This is a genomic window from Streptomyces sp. S3(2020), from assembly GCF_013044505.1.
In the GTDB taxonomy this organism is placed as follows: Bacteria; Actinomycetota; Actinomycetes; order Streptomycetales; family Streptomycetaceae; genus Streptomyces.
The window spans coordinates 15336-37331 of the sequence record NZ_JABERD010000012.1; the positions used below are offsets into that span (position 1 = coordinate 15336).

Below are 21996 nucleotides of genomic sequence, written 5' to 3' on the forward strand. Positions count from 1 at the left end.
GCGGCGATCAGGGCCGCCGCCGAGGACCTCGTGGCGCGCCGGTTCCTCCTCGCCGAGGACGTCGAACGGGCGGTCGCTTCGGCGGCGGACTGGTCGTCGCCGCGCCATCGCTTCGGGCTGCCGTGATCGGCCGCCCGGCGGCGGCCCGGAGCTACGGGTGGCGTGGCGCACTCGTCCGTTCGAGTGGTGCGTTCGGGTCTCCGGTCGTAGCGTCGGAACCGGGACATCTGTCGGCGGGCGGCAGTGGGGAGCGGCCATGCGTATGCGCGCACTCACGACGGCGGTCGCGCTCTGTGCGGTCGCCTCACTGGCCACCGCGGCGGGCACACCGTCGGCGGCCCGGTCCGCCGCCGCACCCTCCGTGCAGACCGTGCGGCAGTCCACCGCTCTTCCGGTCCTCGTCGACTGCTTCTGGCACCCGGAAGTTCGTCCGTCGGACTTCATGCTCGCCTGCGGTGACGGCAACAGCCGGCTGGCCTCGCTGCGCTGGTCGCGGTGGGGCACGGAGTCGGCGCGGGCCGAGGGTGTGAACTGGGTCAACGACTGCGAGCCGTACTGTGCGGCAGGCCGCTTCCACGCCTACCCCGTGACCGTACGGCTCGACCACCCGCAGCCCTGGAAGAAGCGGCCCCAGCTCTCGCACTACTCCCGGATCACCCTGGAGTACACGGACAAGCGGCCCGCGCAGTTCTCGCAGACCGTGTCCTATCCGCTCTGGGACTGAGCGGCGGTGACCTGCTCGGGCTGTGCCTCCGACGAGGTGATCACCTCGGAGCGTCGGCCGCCCCGGTCCATGACGCCGCCCATGACCGCCAGGCCCAGCCCGGCCACGCCGAGGGCCGCGCCGACCAGAGCCGGCGAGTTCCAGCCCCAGCCCGCCGAGATGGCGAGGCCGCCGAGCCAGGCGCCGCCCGCGTTCGCCAGATTGAAGGCGGAGTGGTTGGAGGCCGCCGCCATGGTCGGGGCGTCCTTCGCCTTGGCCATCAGCAGCATCTGGACGGGCGTGGTGATGAGGGCGCCCATCGCGCCGATGAAGGTGATCGTGATCAGTGCGGGCACGGTGCTGTGGACGGCGAAGTAGAACACCACCAGCGCCGAGGTCAGCAGGGCGATCCCCGCGTACAGCGTCGGCCTCAGGGCGCGGTCCGTGAGCGGGCCCGCGACCAGGGTGCCGAGCGTCATGCCGACGCCGTAGAGCGCGAGGACCAGTGTGGTCGAGGAGTCGGACAGGCCCGTCACGTTCGTGAGCATGGGCACCAGATAGCTGTAGACGGCGAAGAACCCGCCGAAGCCCACGACCGCGGTGGCCAGGCCGATGACCACCTGCTTGTTGCCCATCGCCCGCAGTTCGTGCCGGATGCCGGACTGATCGCCGCGGGGCTGGTGGGGGACGAAGACGGCCAGCGCGGCGAGGGCTACGAGTCCGATGACGGCCACCGCGACATAGGCGGACCGCCAGCCGAACTGCTGCCCGAGGGCCGTACCGGCCGGGACTCCGACGATGTTGGCGACGGTCAGCCCGAGGAACATCTTCGACACCGCGCGTGCCGCCCGGTCGGGCGCGACCAGCCGGGACGCCACGACCGCGCCCACGCCGAACAGTGCTCCGTGCGGCAATCCGGCCAGGAAGCGTGCGGCGAAGAGCAGGCCGAAGTTGGGGGCGAGCGCGGATGCGACGTTGCCGATGACGAACAGCCCGGACAGGAGCAGCAGCAGCCGCTTGTGCGGTATGCGCGCGCCGATACCCGTCAGCACAGGAGCGCCGACGACGACACCCAGCGCGTAGGCGGAGACGATGTTGCCCGCTTGCGGCACGGACACGTCGATCCCGTCAGCGATCTGGGGCAGCAGTCCCATCGTGGCGAACTCGGTCGTGCCGATGCCGAAAGCGACAACAGCCAGGGCCAGGAGAGCCAGTGGCATGGCGCAGGAGAACCTTTCAGAGGCGGTGCGAGGAGAAAGCAGGGAGCGGGGCGGGGCCACGGCGGTGCGGCTCCCGGGCCCGGCATCATTGCCCGGCGCCCCCCCCAGGGCATGGTGAGCCCATAACGAGTGCAGCAGCGGCACGGAGCCAGGAATTCCAAGATCCCGCCCTGCTCTTCATGACCCATGTCACATCAGTACGGCGGTCCGCCCCTGCCCGGTCGTTCGAGGCACCACTCGGCGCACTGAGCCACCACCGCCCGGCCCCTGCGCCGTCCCGTGCATCCGTGCGCCCGGTCGCTTGGCCGGTTCCCGCCCGCTGATCGAGCATTCGTTCGGCTCGCTGGGTATTCCTCCGGAATCGGCGCAAGCAGATGCAGGGGGGCTGAGACTGTGGCACGCCCGTCATGGACGTCCGAGCCGGCTGAGGAACCGCGCCACCGAAAACGGGACACCATCCGCCGCCTGCGCGCCCAGGGCCGCTATGGACCCAGGTTCCGCGATGTCCTTCCCGCGTTCACCGTCCTGGCGGTGGCGGTGTGCTCGGTCGTGGCCGGCGTCGTCGTGGGTTCCCGCGCTGCCGGGGTGGTCGTCCCGATCACCGGCGCGCTCCTGCTGGCGGTCGTCCTCGTCATCGGGAGCAGGCGCCGCCGTCCGGGCGCTCGACGCCGCCGCGGCCACTACACCCCGCAGGAACTGTTCGACCTCGACATCCAGGGCCTGGCCCTGGCGGTGGCACGGATGCTGCGCCGCGACCACTGGAAGGTCCGGCTGGTACCGGCACCGGACCGGCCGCGCCTGTGCGCCCGGCATCCGGACGGCCGCCGGCTCGACGTGGCCTTCCGGCCGGTCGCGGAACCGTTACCCGACGAGGATCTTCCCCACTCCCACACGCACCGGGAGAACCCGGACTCGTTCGTCCACCTCGTCGTGCACCGGGGCACCTTCCAGCCCCGGGACATCCGGTGGGCACAGCGCGAAGGCAACACCTTCCTGCTCGACAACCCGGCGCTGGAACGCTGGGCAGCCGGCGCCCACCTCGACGAGTTCCTGCCGAGCGGGCATTGAACTCCGGTCGCGGGCGCGCGCTACGCGGGGTCCAGGTCGGCCTGGAAGAGTTTGTGGTCCGAGTACCGGCTGGGATGCACGTGGTGCGTGAGCGGGGTGACGCCCCGAAGGAAGACGTAGTCGAACTTGCGGTGCCAGTCGGTGGTCGGCTCGCAGGTGGCGGTGGACGAGGGACGGCACCGCGGGTCCGTGTCCGCGGCCAGTGCCCAGATCGGGGACAGCTCGGGGGCGTCCGGCACGGCGTTGAAGTCACCGAGGACGATGGCCCGGTCGTGCCGGGCGACTTCCCTGGCGAGTACGTCGGCCTGGGCCGCCCGGACCTCCTCCTGACGCCGTTGAGCAAGGTGGGTGTTGAAGACCCGTACGGACCGGCCGCCCACCGTGGTGGTGACGGCCATGTAGCCGCGGTCCTCGGACCCTCCCTCGGGGTATTCGACGTTGACGCGGTCCGTCATCGGTGCCGCCGACAGAAGCGCCTGACCGTAGCCTCCCGGATCCCACGGCGTCCCCCCGCAGCGGCCCCAGTTCTGGAGGACCGACCCGTACTCGACGTGGTAGACCAGCCCGAACAGGCTCTCCAGATAGTCGCGGATCTTCTCCACGTCGGGCGCGCACGCCTCCTGCACGCCGATGATCTGCGGCGCGTACGCGGCGATCTCCGCCGCCCGGTCGACGTTGCTGACCCCGCACGGATTGCACAGGTTCCACGTCATGACCCGGTTCGGCACGACGTCCTTGACCGCTCCGGCAGACACCGGCCTGCCGAAGAGAGCACTGCCCAGAGCGCCATGGCCGACGAGCACCGCACAAGCCACGACCGCCGCACCGGCGAACCACCGCGTGCCCCTGCCGAACACGGACGCCTCCCCGCTGCAAGGCCGCTTCTTCAGGATCAGCCCGACTCACCACCGCACCGTCGGACGGCGGGATGATCCGACAACCACGACCCCATGACACCGCCAGGATGCTCCGATGTCCACCTCTCCCCGGACGCGACCATGGCTGCGGGGCGTGGCAGCCCCACAGCCGTAGGTCGCTCGGGGAAGCGGCTGCCGGGAGCGGCGTACCGCCCCGGCCTCCGGTCAGCTGGAAGCGAGGAGTTCGAGCGTGTCGATCACGCGGTTGGAGAAGCCCCACTCGTTGTCGTACCAGGCGACCACCTTGACGTGGCGGCCGTCGACACGGGTGAGGGCCGAGTCGAAGATCGACGAGGCCGGGTTACCCACGATGTCGGACGACACGAGCGGGTCCTCCGAGTACTCGAGGACACCGGCGAGCGGCCCCTGCACCGCGGCACGGTACGCCGCCAGCACGTCGTCGAGGGTCACGTCGCGGGCGACGGTCGTGTTGAGTTCGACGATCGAGCCCACCGGCACCGGTACGCGGATCGAGTCGCCCGACAGCTTGCCTTCGAGGTTCGGCAGCACCAGGCCGATCGCCTTGGCGGCGCCGGTCGTGGTGGGGACGATGTTGACGCCGGCGGCCCGGGCGCGACGGGCGTCGCGGTGCGGACCGTCCTGGAGGTTCTGCTCCTGTGTATAGGCGTGCACCGTCGTCATGAACCCGTGCTCGATACCGGCGAGGTCGTCGAGGACCTTGGCCAGCGGCGCGAGGGCGTTGGTGGTGCAGGAGGCGTTCGAGACGATCGTGTGCAGGTCCGGGTCGTAGGAGTCGGTGTTGACCCCGAACGCGAGCGTGATGTCGGCGCCGTCCGACGGCGCGCTGACGAGCACCTTCTTCGCGCCGGCGTCGAGGTGGGCGCGGGCGGCCTTGGCCGAGGTGAAGCGGCCGGTGGCTTCCAGGACGATGTCGACACCGAGTTCGGCCCACGGCAGCTGTGCCGGGTCGCGTTCGGCCGTCACCCTGATGCGGCGGCCGTCGACGACGAGGGCGTCCCCGTCGACGGTCACCGGTCGGCCGAGCCGCCCTGCGGTGCTGTCGTAGGCGAGCAGCCGGGCGAGCGTGGCGGGCTCCGTGAGGTCGTTGACGGCGACGATCTCCAGGGCGCTGTCGCGTTCGAGCAGTGCGCGCAGCACATTGCGTCCGATGCGGCCGAATCCGTTGATGGCGATGCGAGTCATGAGTGGGGTCCCTTCCCTTCGCCACCAGACTCGCTCGCGGTGCCTGCCGCGGACAGTGGCGAGATCGCCATGGTTCAAAAGGATCCCGCCATACACCATCGATCCCGCCGTACGCGGTCGATCCCGTCCTACGCGGTCGATCCGGTCCTACGCGGTCGATCCCGTCCTACCGTGCCGGACGGGACTACACGCCCCGAGTGAAGGTGCGCCGGTACTCGCTAGGTGTGGTGCCGAGGATGCGCTGGAAGTGCAGACGCAGGTTCGCGCCGGTACCGAGCCCGACGTCGGTGGCGATCTGTTCGACGCTCCGCTCCGACCGCTCCAGCAGTTCACGGGACAGGTCGATGCGGGCGCGCATCACCCACTGCATCGGCGTGTAGCCGGTCTCCTCCACGAAGCGCCGGGAGAACGTGCGCGCCGAGACCCCGGCCTCCCGTGCCAGTACGTCGAGGGTGAGGGGCTCGCCGAGCCGGTGCAGCGCCCACTCCCGGGTGGTGCCGAAGCGCTCGCCGAGCGGCTCGGGGACGCTGCGCGGCACGTACTGGGCCTGGCCGCCGCTGCGGTAGGGGGCCGCGACCAGTCGACGGGCCGCGTGGTTGGACGCGGCCACTCCGAGGTCGCCGCGCAGGATGTGCAGGCACAGGTCGATGCCGGAGGCGGCGCCGGCCGAGGTGAGCACGCTGCCCTCGTCGACGAACAGCACGTTCTCGTCGACCTGGACGAGCGGATGCCTGGCCACCAGGGCCCGCGTGTAGTGCCAGTGCGTGGTGGCGCGTCTGCCGTCGAGCAGGCCCGTCGCGGCGAGCGCGAAGGCGCCCGTCGAGATGGCGGCGAGCCGCGCGCCCCGGGCGTGGGCGGCGATCAGGGCGTCGACGACGCCCTGCGGCGGGTCGTCGCGGTCCGGGAACCGGTAGCCGGGGACGAAGACGATGTCGGCCCACTCAAGTGCGTCGAGGCCGTGCCCGACGTGGTACGACAGGCCGTCGCCGCCGGTCACGAGACCGGGCGTCGCCCCGCACACCCGCACCTCGTACGGCATGCTCGCGCGGGTCGTGAAGACCTGCGCGGGAATTCCGACATCGAGCGGTTTCGCGCCTTCGAGTACGAGGACGGCGACGCGATGGAGGCGGGAGGCTGGCACGGGCACGAGGTTACGTGGGGCGGGCGGTCGACGTGCCATCGAGTGGACCGGGCAGACGAGGGCGACCGGCTCCGGTGGGTCGGGGGCTGGGTGGCCAGGTGGCCGGGAGTTCTCTCAGGGCGCCGGTTCGGGCCGGTGGATGCCGCGCGGTCGGTAGCCGAGCGCGTCGGAGACACCGGCGAGGTCGGCGAGGTACCAGATGATGGCGAGCCACATCTCGGTGCCCTGGAGGCCGGGTCGGGTGTGCCGGTCGCCCGCGGTGGTGGGGTGCGGGGCGCGGAAGGCGAACCCTTCGCCGTCCACCCAGTGTGCGAGCGCGTCGGCCAGCAACTGCCGTGCCAGGGCGACGACTTCGTCCCCGCGGTAGCCGGTGTGGTGGGTCAGCCACAGCGGATGGGCGATGTCCAGGATGTTGCAGGCCGTCTGTCTGTCGCGGCGGGTGTAGCGAGGGTCGCGGGCGTGCCGGAGCACGGAGTCGATGGTCCGCTCGGGGTGGGGCACGGGCAGTCCGTACTGGGCGAACGTGCCGCGGCTGGCGCGGTAGAAGCCGTTGACGACCCGCATCATGCCGTCGGTGGCACTGGGTTCACCCCACAGGCCCGAGTGCGGGTCGATGCGGGTGAGCAGCCATCCGAACAGGGCGTCGAGCGCGCCGGACTGTTCGCGGACTCCCTGGCGGCGGTTCCACATGACGGCGGTACCGAGGGTGTCGACCCAGTCGCCGCTGTGCCAGGGGTCCTCCCGCCAGGGCAGGGCCTCCAGGTGCTCGACGACGTCACCGGCGCTCAGCGCGGCGACGCTGTGCAGGGGGTGCGCGAACCGGCTGCCCAGCAGGTCGAGGGCGTAGCCGACGCAGAGGAAGTGGTAGCCGGTCTCCTCGCTGAAGGGGATTGCGGCTACGGGGAGTTGACGGCCGTCCTCGCCGAGTGCGCCGACGACTCCGCTGTGGGGGTCCTGCCAGGAGCGCAGCCTCGCGATCTGCTCGTCCGGGGACAGTGGGAGCGGGGCGCGTCCGAGGAGCAGGTCGGCGATCTCCACTGCGTCGCACTGGGCGCGCACGGTGGGCGGGCCGCCGGGTGTGTCGGCGAACAGTCCGCCGTCGGCACCGGGCACGAAGCAGCGGGCGATGACGTCCTCGGCCTGGGCGCGGGCGGTGTCGGCGAACGCGGAGACCGCGCCGGCCAGGTCCGTCTTGTGGGCTGTGCGGGGCGTCGAGCCGCGCAGGCGCAGGACGCGGGCGGGGTTGCCGCCCACGACGGCCTTGGCCGGGACGTCCTTGGTCACCACGCTGCCGGCGGCGATGACGGCGCCGTCCGCGACGGTGATGCCGTCGAGCAGGACGACGTGGGAGCCGATCCATACGTCGTGGCCGATCCGGATGCCCTGGGAGGTCAGCGGCTGGCGGAACACCTCGGTGTCGGGGTCCTCGTATCCGTGGTTGAAGGCGAGCACGGAGGTGTGCGCTCCGATGCGTACGGCATCGCCGAGTTCGATGGTGCCGCGGACCACGGTGTAGGGGTTCACGGTGCAGTCCCGGCCGGTGCGCAGAGTGCCGGTCAGATAGGCGCCGGCCGCGATGTAGCTGCGGGGTCCGAGCCGCAGGTGCTCGTTCTGGACGGCGGCCAGCGGGGAGACGTAGCAGTCCTCACCGATGCTGTACTCGGCGCCCGCCTCGCCCAGCGTCTGCTGGAAGTCGTGCTGCCGGGCACGGTCGTCGTCGGTGGCCTGGGTCCAGTAGAGCCAGGGCGAGTAGTCGAACAGGGCGGGCGCGGTGGCGGCGTTCGAGTCCGTCATGGGGCTCTTTCCCGTGGTGTCGAGTTCGCTGGGGGCGCGGGCGGCGGGTCGGGTGCTGCGCGTTTCAGCATGATCGACGTCGACGCCCCAAGGAATACGGCGTCGCGGCACGTTCGTCGCCGCCGGGTTCAGGAGGAGCCGTGCGAGTCGGCCGCCGTCGTCTTGTCGGGCTCCGTTGTCTTGTCGGCCGCCGTTGTCTTGTCGGCCGCCGTAGTCTTGCCCAGGGCTCCTGACCGGGTGACGCCGTCGACCGCCACGCAGATGCCGAAGACACGTTCATGGCTGGTCCAGCCGTTGACGCGACCCCGGTTGTTGCTGATCTGCACCCGCTTCCTGGCAGGGTCCACCGACGACACCAGATGCAAGTAGACCGTCCCGGCGACACGGGCGAGGACGATGTCCCCGACCTCCACCTTCGACGCGTCGACCGGAGCGACGACCACCTGCTGGCGACTGCGTATCAGCGGCACCATCGAGGAGCCACTGGGCCGGAACGCCACGGTGGCCCCGCCGGCGACCCTGCCTGCCACTGCATCCAACGCACCCATCCGACGAGCGTGGCAGATTCCCGTGCCTCACCCCACCGAATTACTTCCCGTACCGCGACCGCGAGAGGGTAACGGTGACCGGGCGTCCACGGCATGCACCGTGATCGGGGCGCCCATCAGCCGCTGTGGCCGGTGCCTCACACCGCCTGCACCGGGTGCCGGACCACCGCGTCGAAGAGATAGCCCTGCGTGTTCGGCACGGTCGTGTCCGGCTGGGTACGGCCGGCGCTGTCCGTGGCGCGAGCGAGCAGGCTGTACGCGCCCGGTGCCGGCGGCCGCCAGTCGGTGGACCAGCGGACCCAGCCGTCGCGGTGCGCGGCATCGTGCAGCCGGGCCCGGCGCCAGCGCTGCCCGCCGTCCGTGCTGACGTCCACGCGCACGATGCCGCCGGCCCCGGACCAGGAACGGCCTGTCAGCCGGTGCGCGTGGCCGGCGTCCAGACTCGCGCCCCAGGCGAGTTCCCAGGCGCTCTTGACCGTCTGGCGGGTCAGCGGAGCGCTGCCGCCCGACGGGTAGGACGCCCCGAACAGCCGGTAGAAGTCGGTGTTCCAGGGCGAGTACAGGGGCTGGGCCGACACCTCGATGTCGCCGACCCACTTGATCGACGCGATACCGATCCAGGAGGGCACGAGAACACGCACGGGATGGCCGTGGTCGTACGGCAGTGGCTCGCCGTTCATCTCGTACGCCAGCAGCACGTCGTCCAGTGCTTTGGAGAGCGGCAGGGGGCGGCGGACCCGGCCGAGGTTGGTGCCGTCGGCGGTCACGTAGTCGGGGTCCAGGCCGCGCGGCAACACGTCCACGGCGGCACGGCCGAGCCCCGCGCGCTTGAGGACGTCGGCCAGCCTCACGCCACGCCACCGGGCCGTGCCGATCGCTCCCAGCGTCCAGGCGGTTCCGGTGACGGTCTGTCCCTGCTGGGTGCTGAAGAAGCTGCGTCCGTTGCCCGCGCACTCCACGAACACCGAACGACTCACCGCGGGCAGCTTCTTGAGGTCGTCGAGGGTGAACTCCACGCTCCCGCCGTGAACCAGCCCGTCCCCGTGCACGGTGAGAGTCCAGTCGGTGGCGTCGATGACAGGGGTGGAGGTGTGGTTACGGACGAAGAAGCGGTCCACCGGGGTGTGATAGCCGGTGTCCCCCAGCGCGTCGAAGCGGGTCTCGGCGTTCGTGCCACGCACCGTGAACCACTCGTCGGGAAGCGGCTTCACGATCCCCGCCGAAACCGCCGCCGATGCGGGGGTGTCGAGACCCACGGGCACGGCGAGGGCGCCGCCCGCCGCGGCCAGCAGGCGGAGCATGTCGCGCCGTGAGACCCCGTCCGCACGGGCCTCGCCGGCCAGCCACTGCCGGAGTCTGCGACGGTCATAGGCGGATTCGTCGGTACGACGCATGAGTGTCTGCCCTTTCACGGAAGCGGCCAAGAGCTCGGGGCGGCAGCGGGGTGCGACGAAGCACCGCACAGCGGCGGAAGAGGCGAAGTGCGCAGGGGTTCGCGAGATACCGACCGGCTTGTGCGGCCGGGGAGTCAAGCGGGGAAGTCAGGCAGGGAAGCCAAACGAGGAAGTCAAGCGGGGAAGATCAACAACAGCCGCGCGAGGCGAGTACGCGGGACCGCTGGACGGCGGGGCTGCGTCGGCTGGGGATCATGTGGGTCATCGTACGAGGAAGGGCGAGCCGTGCGACAGATGCAAAGGTGCGGAAAAACCAGGCCCGTTCCTGATGGCCACTAGGTTCGGCCCATGACGATCACGTACGAGTGGCGAGGCGACCTGGACAACGCGGCTCTCAACGAGCTGCATGCCGAAGGGTTCGGCTGTCCGGTCGGGCAGACGGACTGGCGCGCCCGGCTTCACGCGCACAGCCTCGGCTGGGTCTGCGCGCGGGACAGGGATCGTCTGGTCGGCTTCGTCAACGTCGCCTGGGACGGCGGAGTCCACGCGTTCGTCCTGGACACGGTCGTGGCTCACCGCAGTCGTTCGCAAGGGGTGGGAGCCGCGCTGATCGAAGCGGCCGTTGAGGGAAGCCGTGCTGCGGGGTGTGAGTGGCTGCATGTCGACTTCGAGGAACACCTGCGGTCGTTCTACTTCTCCGCCTGTGGCTTCAGAGCGACGGCGGCGGGACTGATCGCACTGTGACCCTGTCCCCTGTAATCCAGCAATCCTGTGACCCTGTGCTTCCCGCCGCCTCGCGAAGAGGACGTGCGTCAGTCCTCGGTCGCGCGGGACAGGGCTTCGGCGATCATGCGGGCGGCGAAGTCGCGGTTGTCCGTGAGCCGGTTGATGTGCTCCGCGAGCAACAGGGCGGTCGCTTCCAGGGAGTTCATCTCGTCCCTCGTCCAATCCCCGTACTGCTTGCGCCACAGGCTGGGGCTCAGCCCGGTGCCCGCCGCGACGACCAGGCCGGCCATGGTGGGGATGACCTCGGGGCGGATGCTCTTGGGCATCATGCGCAACGAGGCCACGAGGCCGGGCACCACGTACTCGATGACGTCCCTGTCGTGGTCCTCGTAGGCCAGCCGCAGCCAGCGCATGAACATGTAGATGAGCGTGCAGGCGCCGTCCACCAGGTCATCGGCGTCCTCGGGAGCCAGTGACGCGGTGAACTGCTCGGTCAACTGCCGCTGAACGGGATCGGTATCGGCTCCGTCTCCATACATGGCCTTCAGCCGGGAATCGACCATCATGAGCGCTGCGCCCACATCGCCGGCGGGAGCGTACTGGGGATCGCAGGGCGATGACACAGGATTCCTCCTCGGCCCACCGGGGGCAACTCAGCGTGTCAGTAAGGTAACCCAGCGAGGAGGGGACGGTCCGACGAACGCCCCGAAGGAAGATCTCAAGCCTCCGATGCGGCACGGCACATTGTGGTGGGGAATGTGACGTTCTGCGCGGGTCACGGATAAACCGGCGCGGCTAAGATTTTACCCATTCCGTCCAGTCCCAACGGGGGTGGGATCATGGCGAGTTATCCCGGTCGCTCCGATCCCCAGCTCACATTCATCCAGCCGGCGCATCTGCATGGCTCCCCGCTCCGGCTGTCTGGCGCCCGATCGGTTCTGGGCCGAGATCCCGGCTGTGACATACGGATAGACGATCCGTATGTGAGCGGCCGACACGCCACGCTGAGTCGTTCGGGAGCGAACGTGGTCTTGGAAGACCTCGGTTCCGCCAACGGCACCCTCGTGAACAACCGTCCAATTCACGCTCCACAGACACTGTGCGACGGTGATGTGCTCACGTTCGGGAGCGTGACCATCCGATACGAATGGGCCGGAAGTGCTCCGCGGAGGCGTGAGGTTGTTCAGGGGACGATTCTGATGCCGGCTGTGAACCGTGCTCCCCGATTCAATGTGGGTCAGCAGCACGGTGCGAACATCAACAATGTCGGTGGACACCAGTACATCGACCAAAGACAGGAGAGCTTTCTCCGGCAGATCGCTGCGGCTCGCACGAGAGCTCGCAGGATCGTCCTGTTCGGGTTCGTGCTGTTCCTGAGCGGCTTCGCTGTCTTCGCCTATGGCGTTCTGCGGTTCATGGGCCGCATCGGTGAGCCCATACCCGACGATCCCAATGAGTGGCCTGAGCCGGGAGACATGCTCGGAACGAGTATCAACGGCATTCCGGTGTTCCTTCTCGGCTGGGCGGCTGCCCTCGTCGGCATGGTCCTGCTGGTGGTCGGGCTGGTGCTGCACATCGTCGCCGCGTCCCGCCAACGCTCGTTCGACGCGGCCGCACGCCGCTACTGACGCACGCGAGAGGATCCCCAGTGACCTTCAACATCGGCAGCCAACAGGGCAACATCAACAACGTCGCCGGCAACCAGACCATCCACGGTGGCCAGCACGGTGAATTCACCACGGCTACGGACCCGCGCGCCATGCTCGGTCTGCTGAGCTCGGAACTCGACCGCCTTGGCCTCGCGCCCCATGTCGCGAGGCAGGTGAACGGTGAAGTCGCTTCCCTCCGTGCCGAACTCGACTCCCCCTCACCGGATCGAACCACCATGGCCCAGCGCTTGGTCCAGATCGTCAGCCTCGTGACCACGGCAGGTGCTGTCGTCACGGCCGGCGGGGCACTCGCCGGCGCACTGTCCTCATTCGCGGGCTGGTTGGGCCCGATCGGCGATTCCGTCCTTCACGCGATCGCACGCTAGCCGTCCGGGAAGTACCGCAGACGTCGACCTTGCGCTGGCGAGAACGAGGGCCCTCACCGGACATCACCGACGCGGGCTCCCGGATGCCGCCGCGTTCAAGACGGGGCGGGTAGAGTGAGGCCCCTTCCCGTGCCCGTGGCAGAGATCCGTGGGCCGTGGTGTCAGCGGGTGCAACCGTGGAGGGCTGTTGTGTCGGGCCGACGGACCGAATTGGTCGACCTGCCGGTTACCTTCGAACGGCCGCTCCGGCTCTTCACTTACATCATTGGGCACAGTCAGGTGCTGTTTCGCAGCGAGCCGGACTCCGATGCGGAGCTGCCGACCACGTTGGAAATCCTGTTCACGGATGTCGGCGCACTCTCGATCCGTGACCACTACCAGTCCCTGACGATTCGCCTCGCCACAGGGCCGGAGGAGGAACAACTACGGGCTGCCGATGAGCGCCCTTGGCATGACTGGCGCGCATTCATTCTGGAATCCGAACCCGGCAGCAACAGCCACGTAATCGCCGGCGGACTGTTCTGGGCAGAAAGCCCGGCCCCGGCCAGTTACAGCAGCTTCCTGATACCCACCTACGATCTACCTCAGTTCCACCCGGACCGACCCCTACCACCAGAGCCCTCCACCATCTACGCCCCCTATCCCCGGGGCGGAAACGCATGACCGCCTGTCCCCTGAACCACTCAGACTTGAGCCCGTACGAAGACGCTGACCCCGCCGAGAATGAGCGAGCTGACGGCCAAGGCGGTAAGAGCCCAACCAGCGTTGATGAATCGGTGCTTACGGAACACCACCCGGGACAGGTGAACCACGTTGTACGAGAGTGCCGTCACCTCGAACCTCGCGTCAGCTTGACCGATCAGTTCGGCAGCCGCGTCCATGTCCAGATGGGCGAGATCCCCGAAGTACCAGAGGACTTCGGGCTTGTAGGTTTCGGGGCGGCCGGGGTCCACATGGAAGCGGGCAAAGTTCCCTCTATAGTTCTTGCCGTGCCGCGACCACAGGAAAGCCGCCGCGCATGAAACAGCTCCCAGTAAGGCACCTGTAGAGACGGAATAGAAGAACCAAGTTTCGATACCTGACACCTTTCGGCGACCTTGTACCAATCGATCGATCGCTCGTAGACGAGCCGGACATACTCCGTGTTGACCTCAGTCCCATTCGAGAGACGAGAAGGATCATCATCCTCTGACGTGTGCCCTTCAGCGACCATGCCAAGGACCTCCGAGGTTCTGGCGGCTCGTGCACGTCAGAAAAACGCTGCCCGCCATCCCGCTCCCACAACCGCCGACAAGCAGCGCCGGCTGGTCGTGGTCGGCTGGTGCGGACGCTGCGGGGTGTACTGGAAGACTCCGGGACACCCGCACGCGGGAGTCGGCGCACGAGCCGCTGTGCTGGCGACCGAGCACCCCGCTGGTGACGATCCGTCGGTACCGGTGCGTCGGGTGTGGCATATGTGGTGCCACACCCGGCGTGAGGGCAAGTACGTCGCCGTGATCAGCGCCCCCAGGCGAGGGGCGGCCGGTGTCCTAATCGTGTTGACCGCCTCCGGCAGGCGGTGCTGGAGTCGGCGCGTGGACAGCATCCCCGCCAATCGGCGGCTCTGGAATCAGATCAGCAGTGCCTATCAGCACGAGCATGACCCGCAGATCGGCGCCGCACCCCGGCTGTGGGGCATGTATTCCGTCCCCGACGCGCACCTGCGCGCCTTGGGCGACGTCACCGGCAAGCGCGTCCTCGAACTTGGGTGCGGCGCCGGCCAGTGGTCCAGGGCGCTCGCCGCCGAGGGCGCCACCGTGGTCGGGCTTGACCTGTCCGAAGCCCAACTCGCCGCAGCGGCCCGCGCGATGGGAGCGGCCCGCTACCCGCTGGTGCAGGGTGCCGCCGAGCAACTCCCCTTCGCCGCCGACAGCTTCGACCTGGTGTTCTGCGACTTCGGCGGGCTCAGCTGGGCGCCCCCGCACCTGGCCGTCCCGCAGGCCGCGCGCGTCTTGGCCCGAGGCGGGCGCCTGGTGTTCAACGTCGCCAGCCCATGGTTCGAAGCCTGTTACGACGAAGCCGCCAGCCGCGTGACCACGACGTTGCGGCAGGACTACTTCGGGCTCGACACCGTCGCCGAGGACGACGGCGCGACCAGCTATCAACTCACCTACGGCGGCTGGGTCAAGGTCCTGCGCGGCGCGGGTCTCGTCATCGACGACCTCATCGAGCCGCGGCCCGACCTCGGAACACCCAACGGCTACAACGAAACCGACCCACCCGACTGGGCCCACCGCTGGCCGGCGGAACTGCTCTGGGTCACCCACAAACCGTAGGCTCCGCTGATCTCGGGCTCGGGAATGGCGTACTTGATGTCCCGGCGTCGCCGAAACGGAACGGCGCCTCGGGGTCCCAGTACGGCCGGGCTTAGTCGTAGGACGTCTACGACACCTTCAGCGCGCCGCTCCCGTCCAACGGGACGTCACCGCTGGACAGCCACCACCGCCCCGCTGTTCGCCTCGATGACGCTGCTCGAACACTCGTAGCAGTAAGGCGGATATCCTGCGGTGAAGCACCACACGCCCAGCAGCCGCGCGTCCGGCCGCCCGCCCACCACACCGGGCAGCCGGAGCGTGGCCAAGGTGTCTACGCGGGGAGAAAGCATGCGGACTGTTCAGGTCGTGCCGGGCTTGGTCGTGGACGAAGAGCTGTTCGGCGCCGCCGTCGATGGGCTCGCGCAGTTCACGCCGGGCGAGTCGCTCAGCTGGGAGGACTTCACCTCCGAGGACCGTTGGCTGCTCGTGCCCGACGCCGACGGCCTCGGCTACAAGGCCGAGTTGGTGCTGCGGCGGGAGGAGGACCGCACGGTCAAGGTGAATCTGTGGATGGCGCCCGACCTGCGCGACGGTGCGAAGCCGCAGCCCCACAACCATCCGTGGGAGTTCACCGGGCACATCCTCTCGGGCGGATACACCGAGGAGCGCTACGAGTTGGTCGACGGCCAGGTCGTCGCCGAGACGCAGGTGCACGAGGCCAGCGGGACGAACCACATGCCCCTCAGCGCCTTTCACGAGGTGACGCACATTCAGGTGCCGGGCCGGACACTGACGTTGATGGTGTGCGGGGTGGGACGGCGGGGCGATTGGGGGTACCTCGACCCGGCCACCGGCGAGCAGGAGCCCAACCGGCCCGACCCCGGCTTCCGGGAGCGCCTGGTCGCGCTCAATCCGCGGATGCGCTGACCCGCCCCGACCCGTCACGGGTGGGTGTGGACGGCGAACCGTGCTCCGCCGCCGTCTCCCGTCCCGTAGGAAACGGGTGTTCGTCGCGTCAGATCCCGGCATGCTCCGTCCGCGTCCCGGCCTCGTCGCGTCCCAGTGCGTCGAAGTTGTCGAGGTGGAACTTCTTGGCGTTGAAGGCCCGCACCCACAGGCCCGCCGCCCAGCACAGCTGCACCTCGTTGGCGCTCAGCGCTCGGCCGCGCGCGATCTGGTACTCCTCCAGAAAGGCCGCCGTCCGTTCGACCGAGGCTCCCGCGCCGGTGGGACCGCCCTCGAACATCGCGGCGGCCTGGCCGATGATCACCACTTCGGGCTCGTAGACCACGCTGTCCCAGTCATGCACCGCGAGCGGCCGGCCGTCACGGAACTTCACATTGCGTCCGTCCCAGTCCCCGTGTCCGATGACGCAGGCGGCGTCGCGGAGTTCCTCCAGCCGCTCTCGCACGGCCGCGCCGAGCTCGTCGACCCACGCCGTGGCAGAGCACCGCTCGGCGTTGAGGTCGACGTCCCGGTCGTCCGGGACCGGCCAGACGCCGTCCTCCTCGTGGTACCAGTGGACCCATGCGGGGGCGGGCCGTAGCGGCGGCTGCGGGTCCAGGGTCTCCGCGCAGGTCACGAAGTCGGCCAGCAGACCGGCGAACAGCCGGGGAGCGTCCGCGAGTTCGGGCTCCGCACCGCCTGGCAGGGCGGCCTCGGCGCCGACGGCCTTCCCGCCCAGCGGCAGCGGACCGGTCAACGGCTCCGGGCAGGGGAAGCCGGCCTGCCACATCCGGCGTTGCACCCACGTACAGGCTTCCAGCCGCGGATCGTCGTCGCGGATCTTCAGGACCACCTCTCGGCCGTCCGCCAGTCGCAGGCCGTGTACCGCCGACAGGTTCCCCGTCGTGAAGGTGCGCTCGGCGACTGCGCATCCCAGGTGCGCCAGGCACCAGTCGCTCAGCGTCCGTTCGTCGATGCCTGTCGGCATGGCTCTCTCCTCAAGGGTCTCAAGGGTCCTTCATCCACGCGTCCAAGGGTCCACGGGCGGGCGGCGGCCCCGGGCACTCCGTCCGGAACGGGATCGGCGTGCACGGGTGCGGTGCGGGTGTGGCCGCGCGCGGTCACCTGAGCAGGGCGAGCAGAGGTGTCGCGGGCAGCGGGTGGCGGGTGTCGCCGTAGGGGCCCGTGGTCGTGTGGGCGGTCAGGAGGGAGTTCAGGACGGCCTCCTCCACTGCGTCCAGCAGGGCGTTGAAGACGGGGTCGAGGGTGTCGTCGGGGACGACGGCGGGGCCGGCAGGTGTGCCCAGGGGGCGGGTGCCGAAGGCGAGGCCGTAGTCGCCGCTGCCGTGGCTGTATGCGGCGCCGACCCTGGCCAGGGCGTAGACGGAGCGTCGGGCGAGCCGGGTGAGCTGGCGGGCGTCCAGGGGCGCGTCGGTCGCGGTCACGATCATGCAGGAACCGGTGTCGGGGACGGGGGGCGCGGTGGGCACCCCCACGTCGGCGGGGGTGATCGTACGGCCGAGGATGCGCAGCGTGCCGCCGAAGTTGGCCTGGACGAGGACGCCGAGGGTGACCTCCCGGCCCGCCAGCGGGAGTCGGCGCGAGGAGGTGCCGATGCCGGACTTGAAGCCGAGCGCGGTGAGCCCGGTGCCGCCACCGACGCAGCCCTCGGGCACCGGGCCGCCGTGGGCGGTGTCGAGTGCGGAGCGGACGTGTTCCTCGTGGACCGGGCGCGAGCGGATGTCGGACAGGAGGCCGTCGTTGCACTCCCCCACCACCGGGTTCAGGCTTCGCGCACCGGCTGTCCCCGGCTGTTCCAGCATCCAGCCGACCAGGGCGTCCGCGACCCGGAAAGCGGACAGCGTCGAGGTGAGCAGTACGGGGGTCTCCAGCGCGCCGAGTTCGGCGACCTGGGTGCTGCCCAGCAGCTTGCCGTAGCCGTTGCCCGCGAACACACCGGCCGGCAGCGGGCCGGCGGGGCCGACACCGTCGGGGACGATCGCGGTGACACCGCTGTGCACGCGCGGCGGGTCGATCAGGGTGGTGTGCCCTACTCGGATGCCGGGCACGTCCGTGAAAGTGTTGTGCGGTCCCGTAGGCACGTGACCGATGCCCAGGCCGAGTTCACGGGCCCGGCGAGGGGCTTCGGACGAGGGCGAAGACAGGGGTGCATCAGGCATGCGCATGATCGGCACACTAGCCAAATCCTCGTACGGCGCGGGCAGCCGTTCGTCCGGCTGCGACCTCGGCGTGCCCGGGCGTCGGAGCGCCGCATGACCGGGCCCGGGACCACGGAACACCACCCCGCCTCGGGCGAGCCCCGCCGCACGGACCCCCTGGCCCGGCTCACCCTGGAACAGCTGCGGCAGCGCACCAGCATGAAATGGCGTACCCATCCCGAGGACGTACTTCCGTTGTGGGTGGCGGAGATGGATGTGCCGCTCGCCGCACCCGTCGTCGAAGCACTGCGCTCGGCACTCGACCTCGGCGACACCGGATATCCCTCCGGGACGGCCTACGCCGAGGCTCTCGCCGCATTCGCTCACGATCGGTGGCGATGGGACGGGCTGCGCGTCGAGCACACCGCGATCGTGCCCGACGTGATGATGGGCATCGTCGAAGTGCTGCGGCTGATCACCGATCCCGGCGACGCGGTCGTGGTGTGCTCACCGGTCTACCCGCCCTTCTACGCGTTCGTCGGCCACGACGGTCGCGAAGTCGTCGAGGCTCGCCTCGGCCCGGATCTGCGGGTCGATCCGGAGGCACTGGAGGATGCCTTCCTACGGGCTCGGCGAGGGGGCCGTCGGGCCGCGTTCCTGATGAGCAACCCGCACAATCCCACCGGTGTCGTCCACACCCGCCAGGAACTGGAGGCCGTCGCGGCTCTGGCCCGCACGCACGGTGTGCGGGTGGTGTCCGACGAGATCCACGCTCCCCTGGTGTTGCCGGGCGCCGTCTTCACCCCGTTTCTGAGCGTGCCCGGTGCCGAGAACGCGTTCATGCTGACCTCGGCCTCCAAGGCGTGGAACCTCGCAGGTCTCAAGGCCGCCGTGGCCATCGCCGGTCCGGAGGCCGCCGACGAGCTCCGTCTCCTGCCGGAAGAGGTCGCCCACGGCCCCAGTCATCTCGGGGTCATCGCCCACACCGCGGCCTTCCGCGAGGGCGGGGACTGGCTCGACGAACTGCTGCTCGGACTCGACGCCAACCGGCGTCTGCTGGGCGAACTCGTCGCGGAGCACCTCTCCGGCGTGCGGTACCACCGGCCCGAGGGCACCTATCTGGCCTGGCTGGACTGCCGACGGCTGGGGCTCGACGGTGATCACGGCACCGATGGGCCCGGTGTGGTGAGCGACGTCGCCGGACCCGCGAGGATGTTCCTCGACAAGGCCAGGGTCGCGCTCAGCTCGGGACATGTCTTCGGCTCCGGCGGCGAGGGACACGTACGCCTCAACTTCGCGACGTCGCCGACCGTCCTGCGCGAAGCGCTGGCCCGCATGGGGCGGGCGGTGCACGACCTCTAGCTCCGGGTGAAGGCGCTCGAAATCCAGTGGCACAGCGCCGAGTTGCCTCGCTACGGTGCTGCCGAACCGAGTCGTCTGGGCAAGGACGTGCCGTTGTACACCGTGTGAGACCTCCCGAGAGCTGATCTGTCGCGCGTCGCGCATCCGCGCCGCGCCTCTTCTTGCTGCGGACTTCTCACTGAAACCGGTGTACTTCTGTGCTCGACAACTGGGTGGTCATGCCCACCTGCCTGCCGCTCGTCCTCCGCCGTTGCCACACGTGTGCGTCCGGAACCTTCCGGGCGAACGGCAAGTTCCGCGTCAACGCGAACCACAAGCTCATCGACGCCTGGCTCCTCGTGCTCTGCGCCTCCTGCGGGGACACGGCGAAGCTCACGGTCCTGGAGCGGGTCAATGTGCGTTCCGTACGTCCTGAGCTCCTCGACCGGCTGCATGACAACGACGTCGGTCTGACGGCCGAACTGCTCCAGGACCCTGTCGTCCAACGCCGTAATCGCATCGGCCTGGACTGGGACGACGCCTGGCGCCTCGACACCGGCGGATCGGATCATCTGGACCGCGAGGTGCTCGACGTCTCGGTGCGCTTCGCGGCGCGGATCCCTGTCCGGCCGGTGCGGCTGATCGCTGAGGGGTGCGGTCTTTCGAGGGCCGAGGTCGAACGACTGGTCGCGGAGGGCAGCGTCGTGTCGGCGGCCCGGCTGACCGGCAAGCTCTCCAGCGACTTCACTTTCACGCTGAAGTTCTGAAGTTCTGAGCCGGTGCGTGCCGCGCCCAAGAGCCGCGGCACGCACCGGCTCCCGTCGAGAGCCCTTGTCGATGCGCACACTCGTCGCGCTGACCGCGGCACCAACCCTGTCCTCACCGGAGCGGCGTTGTGCAGGCCCTTGGCGCGGATCTGGGGTGCGGATGACGAGGACGCCGTATGGCTCCCCGCCATCGACCTCTCTCCTCAACACCGGCAACGCCTATGACGCTCTCGCCTGTCTCTTCGGTGTCCGCAATTCGTTCGGTTTCCGGCCGCTGGCCGCGGCTCATGGGTGCCGGCGGACGTCTCGGACGGGCTCAGGGATTCGTTCCGCGTGTGGGACGGGCCGGACGGCGGGTACGGAACGACATGGGTCAGCTGGGCCGAACTGGCGCCGGTGGGATGTGATGCGGACACTGGGCGAGCTGCACGGGCCGGAGCATGTGCGCCTCGTGGTGTGGTTCGACTGAGCGCGCGGCTGCACACCGGCCGTCGACACGGCTTGGTCTCTTCGCTCGGGGCACTCAGTGTCGGCTTGCCTGGTGTGCGGCGACGGTCATGACGAGGACGGCGGTCAGGGTGAGCCCGGCGCCGACGTAGAGGGGTGCTGTGTAGCCGAGGCCGGCGGTGAGGGCCAGGCCTCCGAGCCAGGCGCCGAGGGCGTTGCCGAGGTTGGACGCGGAGACGTTGGCGCCGGCCGCCAGTGCCGCGCCGTGGGCGGCGTCGGTGACGCGCGTGATCATGCCGGGCACGGCGGCGAACCCGAACAGGCCCATCAGGAAGACCAGGAGCACCGTCGCGGTGGGGCTGGCGGCGAGGAAGCCGAACACGGCCAGGGTGACGGTGAGTCCGAGCAGGGCGAGGACCAGGGCGCGGTCCCGGTCCCGGTCGGCCGCGCGTCCGCCGATCAGGTTCCCGGCGACCAGGCCGACGCCGTACACCATCAGCAGCCAGGCGACATCGGCCGAGGAGAAGCCACCGACCTCGGTGAAGGTGTAGGCGATATAGCTGAACGCGCCGAACATGCCGCCGTAGCCGAGGCCGGTGGCGGTCAGGGTCAGCCAGACCTGCCAGGAACGGAAGGCTCGGAACTGTGCGCGCAGGCCCGCCGCCGGTGTCGGGGCGGAGTGGCCCGTCCGTGTCGGTCGCTGGGCGGGGACGAGGGCGGCGATGCCCGTCAGTGCCAGTACGCCGATCGCGGTGACCGCCCAGAAGGCCGCCCGCCAGCCCCAGCGTTCGCCGACGAGCGCGCCGAACGGCACGCCGAGCACGTTCGCCAGGGTCAGTCCGGCGAACATCACCGCCACCGCGCGGGACTTGCGGTCCGGCGTCACCAGATCGCGAGCGACCAGGGAGCCGATCCCGAAGAACGAACCGTGGCACAGGGCCGCTATGACCCTGCCGAGCATCATCACCGGATAGTTCGGTGCGAGCGCGGACAGCAGGTTGCCGATGACGAACAGCACCATCAGGCCGACCAGGACCTGCTTTCGGGGCAGCCGTGTCGTGGCCGCGGTCAGCGCGATGGCTCCGATCGCGACGCTCAACGCGTATCCGGAGATCAGCCGGCCCGCCTCCGCTTCCGACACGGCGAGGCTCGACGCGACCTGGGGCAGCAGGCCGGCGATCAGGAATTCGGTCAGGCCGATGCCGAAGCCGCCGAGTGCCAGCGCGATGAGCCCACTTGGCGTTCGTCGGTGTTCGATCGGGCGGCTGCCGAGAGCGGGGTGGGGGTTGGCGGCTCTCATCTGTCAGTCGTGGTCGGCGTCTCGGATTCGCGC

General features: G+C 69.7%; 22 protein-coding genes. 10 read left to right on the forward strand and 12 right to left on the reverse strand.

Going from position 1 to position 21996, the window contains the following annotated elements; genetic code table 11:
• The first annotated feature begins 256 nt into the window (after positions 1-256).
• Entirely contained in the window at positions 257-724 is a 468-nt protein-coding gene (locus HLK59_RS06395; RefSeq protein ID WP_171140254.1) for a hypothetical protein, read from the forward strand.
• On the opposite strand, the gene HLK59_RS06400 is transcribed toward HLK59_RS06395, so the two are convergent.
• The gene (locus HLK59_RS06400; RefSeq protein ID WP_171140255.1) at positions 706-1923 is read right to left on the reverse strand and encodes an MFS transporter; all 1218 of its coding nucleotides are present in this window, start codon (positions 1921-1923) and stop codon (positions 706-708) included. The two genes, HLK59_RS06395 and HLK59_RS06400, sit on opposite strands and share 19 nt — an antisense overlap.
• 393 nt (positions 1924-2316) lie before the next feature.
• On the opposite strand from HLK59_RS06400, the gene HLK59_RS06405 reads away from it, so the two are divergent.
• On the forward strand, positions 2317-2991 hold the full coding sequence (locus HLK59_RS06405; protein WP_171140256.1) for a hypothetical protein: 675 nt from the start codon (positions 2317-2319) through the stop codon (positions 2989-2991).
• A 20-nt stretch (positions 2992-3011) separates the two neighbouring features.
• On the opposite strand, the gene HLK59_RS06410 is transcribed toward HLK59_RS06405, so the two are convergent.
• The 6 genes from HLK59_RS06410 to HLK59_RS06435 all read right to left on the reverse strand — a co-directional run bounded on the left by HLK59_RS06410 (position 3012) and on the right by HLK59_RS06435 (position 9949).
• Complete coding sequence (locus HLK59_RS06410; protein ID WP_171140257.1) at positions 3012-3848, reverse strand: endonuclease/exonuclease/phosphatase family protein; 837 nt, start codon at positions 3846-3848, stop codon at positions 3012-3014.
• Between the two features lie 225 nt (positions 3849-4073).
• Positions 4074-5072 carry a type I glyceraldehyde-3-phosphate dehydrogenase gene (gene gap / locus HLK59_RS06415; protein ID WP_171140258.1) on the reverse strand — a complete coding sequence of 333 codons (999 nt, stop codon included), beginning with the start codon at positions 5070-5072 and terminating at the stop codon, positions 4074-4076.
• A gap of 184 nt (positions 5073-5256) precedes the next feature.
• Complete coding sequence (locus HLK59_RS06420) at positions 5257-6213, reverse strand: helix-turn-helix domain-containing protein (RefSeq protein ID WP_171140259.1); 957 nt, start codon at positions 6211-6213, stop codon at positions 5257-5259.
• Positions 6214-6327: 114 nt separating this feature from the next.
• Positions 6328-8007 carry an acyltransferase gene (locus tag HLK59_RS06425; protein WP_171140260.1) on the reverse strand — a complete coding sequence of 560 codons (1680 nt, stop codon included), beginning with the start codon at positions 8005-8007 and terminating at the stop codon, positions 6328-6330.
• A 128-nt stretch (positions 8008-8135) separates the two neighbouring features.
• The gene (locus tag HLK59_RS06430) at positions 8136-8555 is read right to left on the reverse strand and encodes a S24 family peptidase (RefSeq protein ID WP_171140261.1); all 420 of its coding nucleotides are present in this window, start codon (positions 8553-8555) and stop codon (positions 8136-8138) included.
• Positions 8556-8692: 137 nt separating this feature from the next.
• Positions 8693-9949, reverse strand: a complete 1257-nt coding sequence (locus HLK59_RS06435; protein ID WP_171140262.1) for a sulfite oxidase — start codon at positions 9947-9949, stop codon at positions 8693-8695.
• 348 nt (positions 9950-10297) lie between these two features.
• On the opposite strand from HLK59_RS06435, the gene HLK59_RS06440 reads away from it, so the two are divergent.
• Entirely contained in the window at positions 10298-10693 is a 396-nt protein-coding gene (locus HLK59_RS06440) for a GNAT family N-acetyltransferase (RefSeq protein WP_171140263.1), read from the forward strand.
• A 68-nt stretch (positions 10694-10761) separates the two neighbouring features.
• On the opposite strand, the gene HLK59_RS06445 is transcribed toward HLK59_RS06440, so the two are convergent.
• The gene (locus HLK59_RS06445) at positions 10762-11298 is read right to left on the reverse strand and encodes a hypothetical protein (RefSeq protein WP_171140264.1); all 537 of its coding nucleotides are present in this window, start codon (positions 11296-11298) and stop codon (positions 10762-10764) included.
• A 216-nt stretch (positions 11299-11514) separates the two neighbouring features.
• On the opposite strand from HLK59_RS06445, the gene HLK59_RS06450 reads away from it, so the two are divergent.
• The 3 genes from HLK59_RS06450 (at position 11515) to HLK59_RS06460 (ending at position 13373) form a co-directional block, all read left to right on the forward strand.
• Entirely contained in the window at positions 11515-12303 is a 789-nt protein-coding gene (locus HLK59_RS06450; protein ID WP_171140265.1) for an FHA domain-containing protein, read from the forward strand.
• A gap of 20 nt (positions 12304-12323) precedes the next feature.
• Positions 12324-12710 carry a hypothetical protein gene (locus HLK59_RS06455; RefSeq protein WP_171140266.1) on the forward strand — a complete coding sequence of 129 codons (387 nt, stop codon included), beginning with the start codon at positions 12324-12326 and terminating at the stop codon, positions 12708-12710.
• Between the two features lie 210 nt (positions 12711-12920).
• Positions 12921-13373: a hypothetical protein gene (locus HLK59_RS06460; RefSeq protein ID WP_171140267.1), complete on the forward strand. Its 453-nt coding sequence runs from the start codon at positions 12921-12923 to the stop codon at positions 13371-13373.
• 20 nt (positions 13374-13393) lie between these two features.
• Here HLK59_RS06460 and HLK59_RS51895 read toward each other — a convergent pair whose 3' ends face one another.
• On the reverse strand, positions 13394-13795 hold the full coding sequence (locus HLK59_RS51895; RefSeq protein WP_171140268.1) for a Pycsar system effector family protein: 402 nt from the start codon (positions 13793-13795) through the stop codon (positions 13394-13396).
• A gap of 489 nt (positions 13796-14284) precedes the next feature.
• Between HLK59_RS51895 and HLK59_RS06470 the strand changes: the two genes are divergently transcribed.
• Both HLK59_RS06470 and HLK59_RS06475 read left to right on the forward strand, forming a co-directional pair.
• Complete coding sequence (locus tag HLK59_RS06470; protein WP_171140269.1) at positions 14285-15025, forward strand: class I SAM-dependent methyltransferase; 741 nt, start codon at positions 14285-14287, stop codon at positions 15023-15025.
• Between the two features lie 327 nt (positions 15026-15352).
• Positions 15353-15931, forward strand: coding sequence for a hypothetical protein (locus tag HLK59_RS06475; protein ID WP_171140270.1), 579 nt, complete (start codon positions 15353-15355; stop codon positions 15929-15931).
• Positions 15932-16019: 88 nt separating this feature from the next.
• Here the strand turns inward: HLK59_RS06475 and HLK59_RS50815 are convergent, their stop codons facing one another.
• Positions 16020-16937 (reverse strand): hypothetical protein, encoded by a 918-nt coding sequence (locus tag HLK59_RS50815; protein ID WP_240982245.1) that lies wholly within the window; start codon positions 16935-16937, stop codon positions 16020-16022.
• Positions 16938-17070: 133 nt separating this feature from the next.
• Positions 17071-18129: a P1 family peptidase gene (locus HLK59_RS06485; protein WP_171140271.1), complete on the reverse strand. Its 1059-nt coding sequence runs from the start codon at positions 18127-18129 to the stop codon at positions 17071-17073.
• A gap of 93 nt (positions 18130-18222) precedes the next feature.
• On the opposite strand from HLK59_RS06485, the gene HLK59_RS06490 reads away from it, so the two are divergent.
• Together HLK59_RS06490 and HLK59_RS06495 are read left to right on the forward strand one after the other, a co-directional pair.
• Positions 18223-19470 (forward strand): MalY/PatB family protein, encoded by a 1248-nt coding sequence (locus HLK59_RS06490; RefSeq protein WP_171140272.1) that lies wholly within the window; start codon positions 18223-18225, stop codon positions 19468-19470.
• A gap of 197 nt (positions 19471-19667) precedes the next feature.
• On the forward strand, positions 19668-20216 hold the full coding sequence (locus HLK59_RS06495; RefSeq protein WP_171140273.1) for a DUF1062 domain-containing protein: 549 nt from the start codon (positions 19668-19670) through the stop codon (positions 20214-20216).
• 523 nt (positions 20217-20739) lie between these two features.
• Here the strand turns inward: HLK59_RS06495 and HLK59_RS06500 are convergent.
• Complete coding sequence (locus tag HLK59_RS06500; protein ID WP_171140274.1) at positions 20740-21963, reverse strand: MFS transporter; 1224 nt, start codon at positions 21961-21963, stop codon at positions 20740-20742.
• Positions 21964-21996: the final 33 nt, after the last annotated feature.

Bases quoted from the DNA above. Each gene is read 5' to 3' on its own strand.
- gap (WP_171140258.1), bottom strand. From the start codon at position 5,072: ATGACTCGCATCGCCATCAACGGATTCGGCCGCATCGGACGCAATGTG.
- HLK59_RS06400 (WP_171140255.1), bottom strand. From the start codon at position 1,923: ATGCCACTGGCTCTCCTGGCCCTGGCTGTTGTCGCTTTCGGCATCGGC.
- HLK59_RS06425 (WP_171140260.1), bottom strand. From the start codon at position 8,007: ATGACGGACTCGAACGCCGCCACCGCGCCCGCCCTGTTCGACTACTCG.
- HLK59_RS06435 (WP_171140262.1), bottom strand. From the start codon at position 9,949: ATGCGTCGTACCGACGAATCCGCCTATGACCGTCGCAGACTCCGGCAG.
- HLK59_RS06440 (WP_171140263.1), top strand. From the start codon at position 10,298: ATGACGATCACGTACGAGTGGCGAGGCGACCTGGACAACGCGGCTCTC.
- HLK59_RS06450 (WP_171140265.1), top strand. From the start codon at position 11,515: ATGGCGAGTTATCCCGGTCGCTCCGATCCCCAGCTCACATTCATCCAG.
- HLK59_RS06485 (WP_171140271.1), bottom strand. From the start codon at position 18,129: ATGCCTGATGCACCCCTGTCTTCGCCCTCGTCCGAAGCCCCTCGCCGG.
- HLK59_RS06475 (WP_171140270.1), top strand. From the start codon at position 15,353: ATGCGGACTGTTCAGGTCGTGCCGGGCTTGGTCGTGGACGAAGAGCTG.
- HLK59_RS06395 (WP_171140254.1), top strand. From the start codon at position 257: ATGCGTATGCGCGCACTCACGACGGCGGTCGCGCTCTGTGCGGTCGCC.
- HLK59_RS06430 (WP_171140261.1), bottom strand. From the start codon at position 8,555: ATGGGTGCGTTGGATGCAGTGGCAGGCAGGGTCGCCGGCGGGGCCACC.
- HLK59_RS06500 (WP_171140274.1), bottom strand. From the start codon at position 21,963: ATGAGAGCCGCCAACCCCCACCCCGCTCTCGGCAGCCGCCCGATCGAA.
- HLK59_RS06490 (WP_171140272.1), top strand. From the start codon at position 18,223: ATGACCGGGCCCGGGACCACGGAACACCACCCCGCCTCGGGCGAGCCC.
- HLK59_RS50815 (WP_240982245.1), bottom strand. From the start codon at position 16,937: ATGCCGACAGGCATCGACGAACGGACGCTGAGCGACTGGTGCCTGGCG.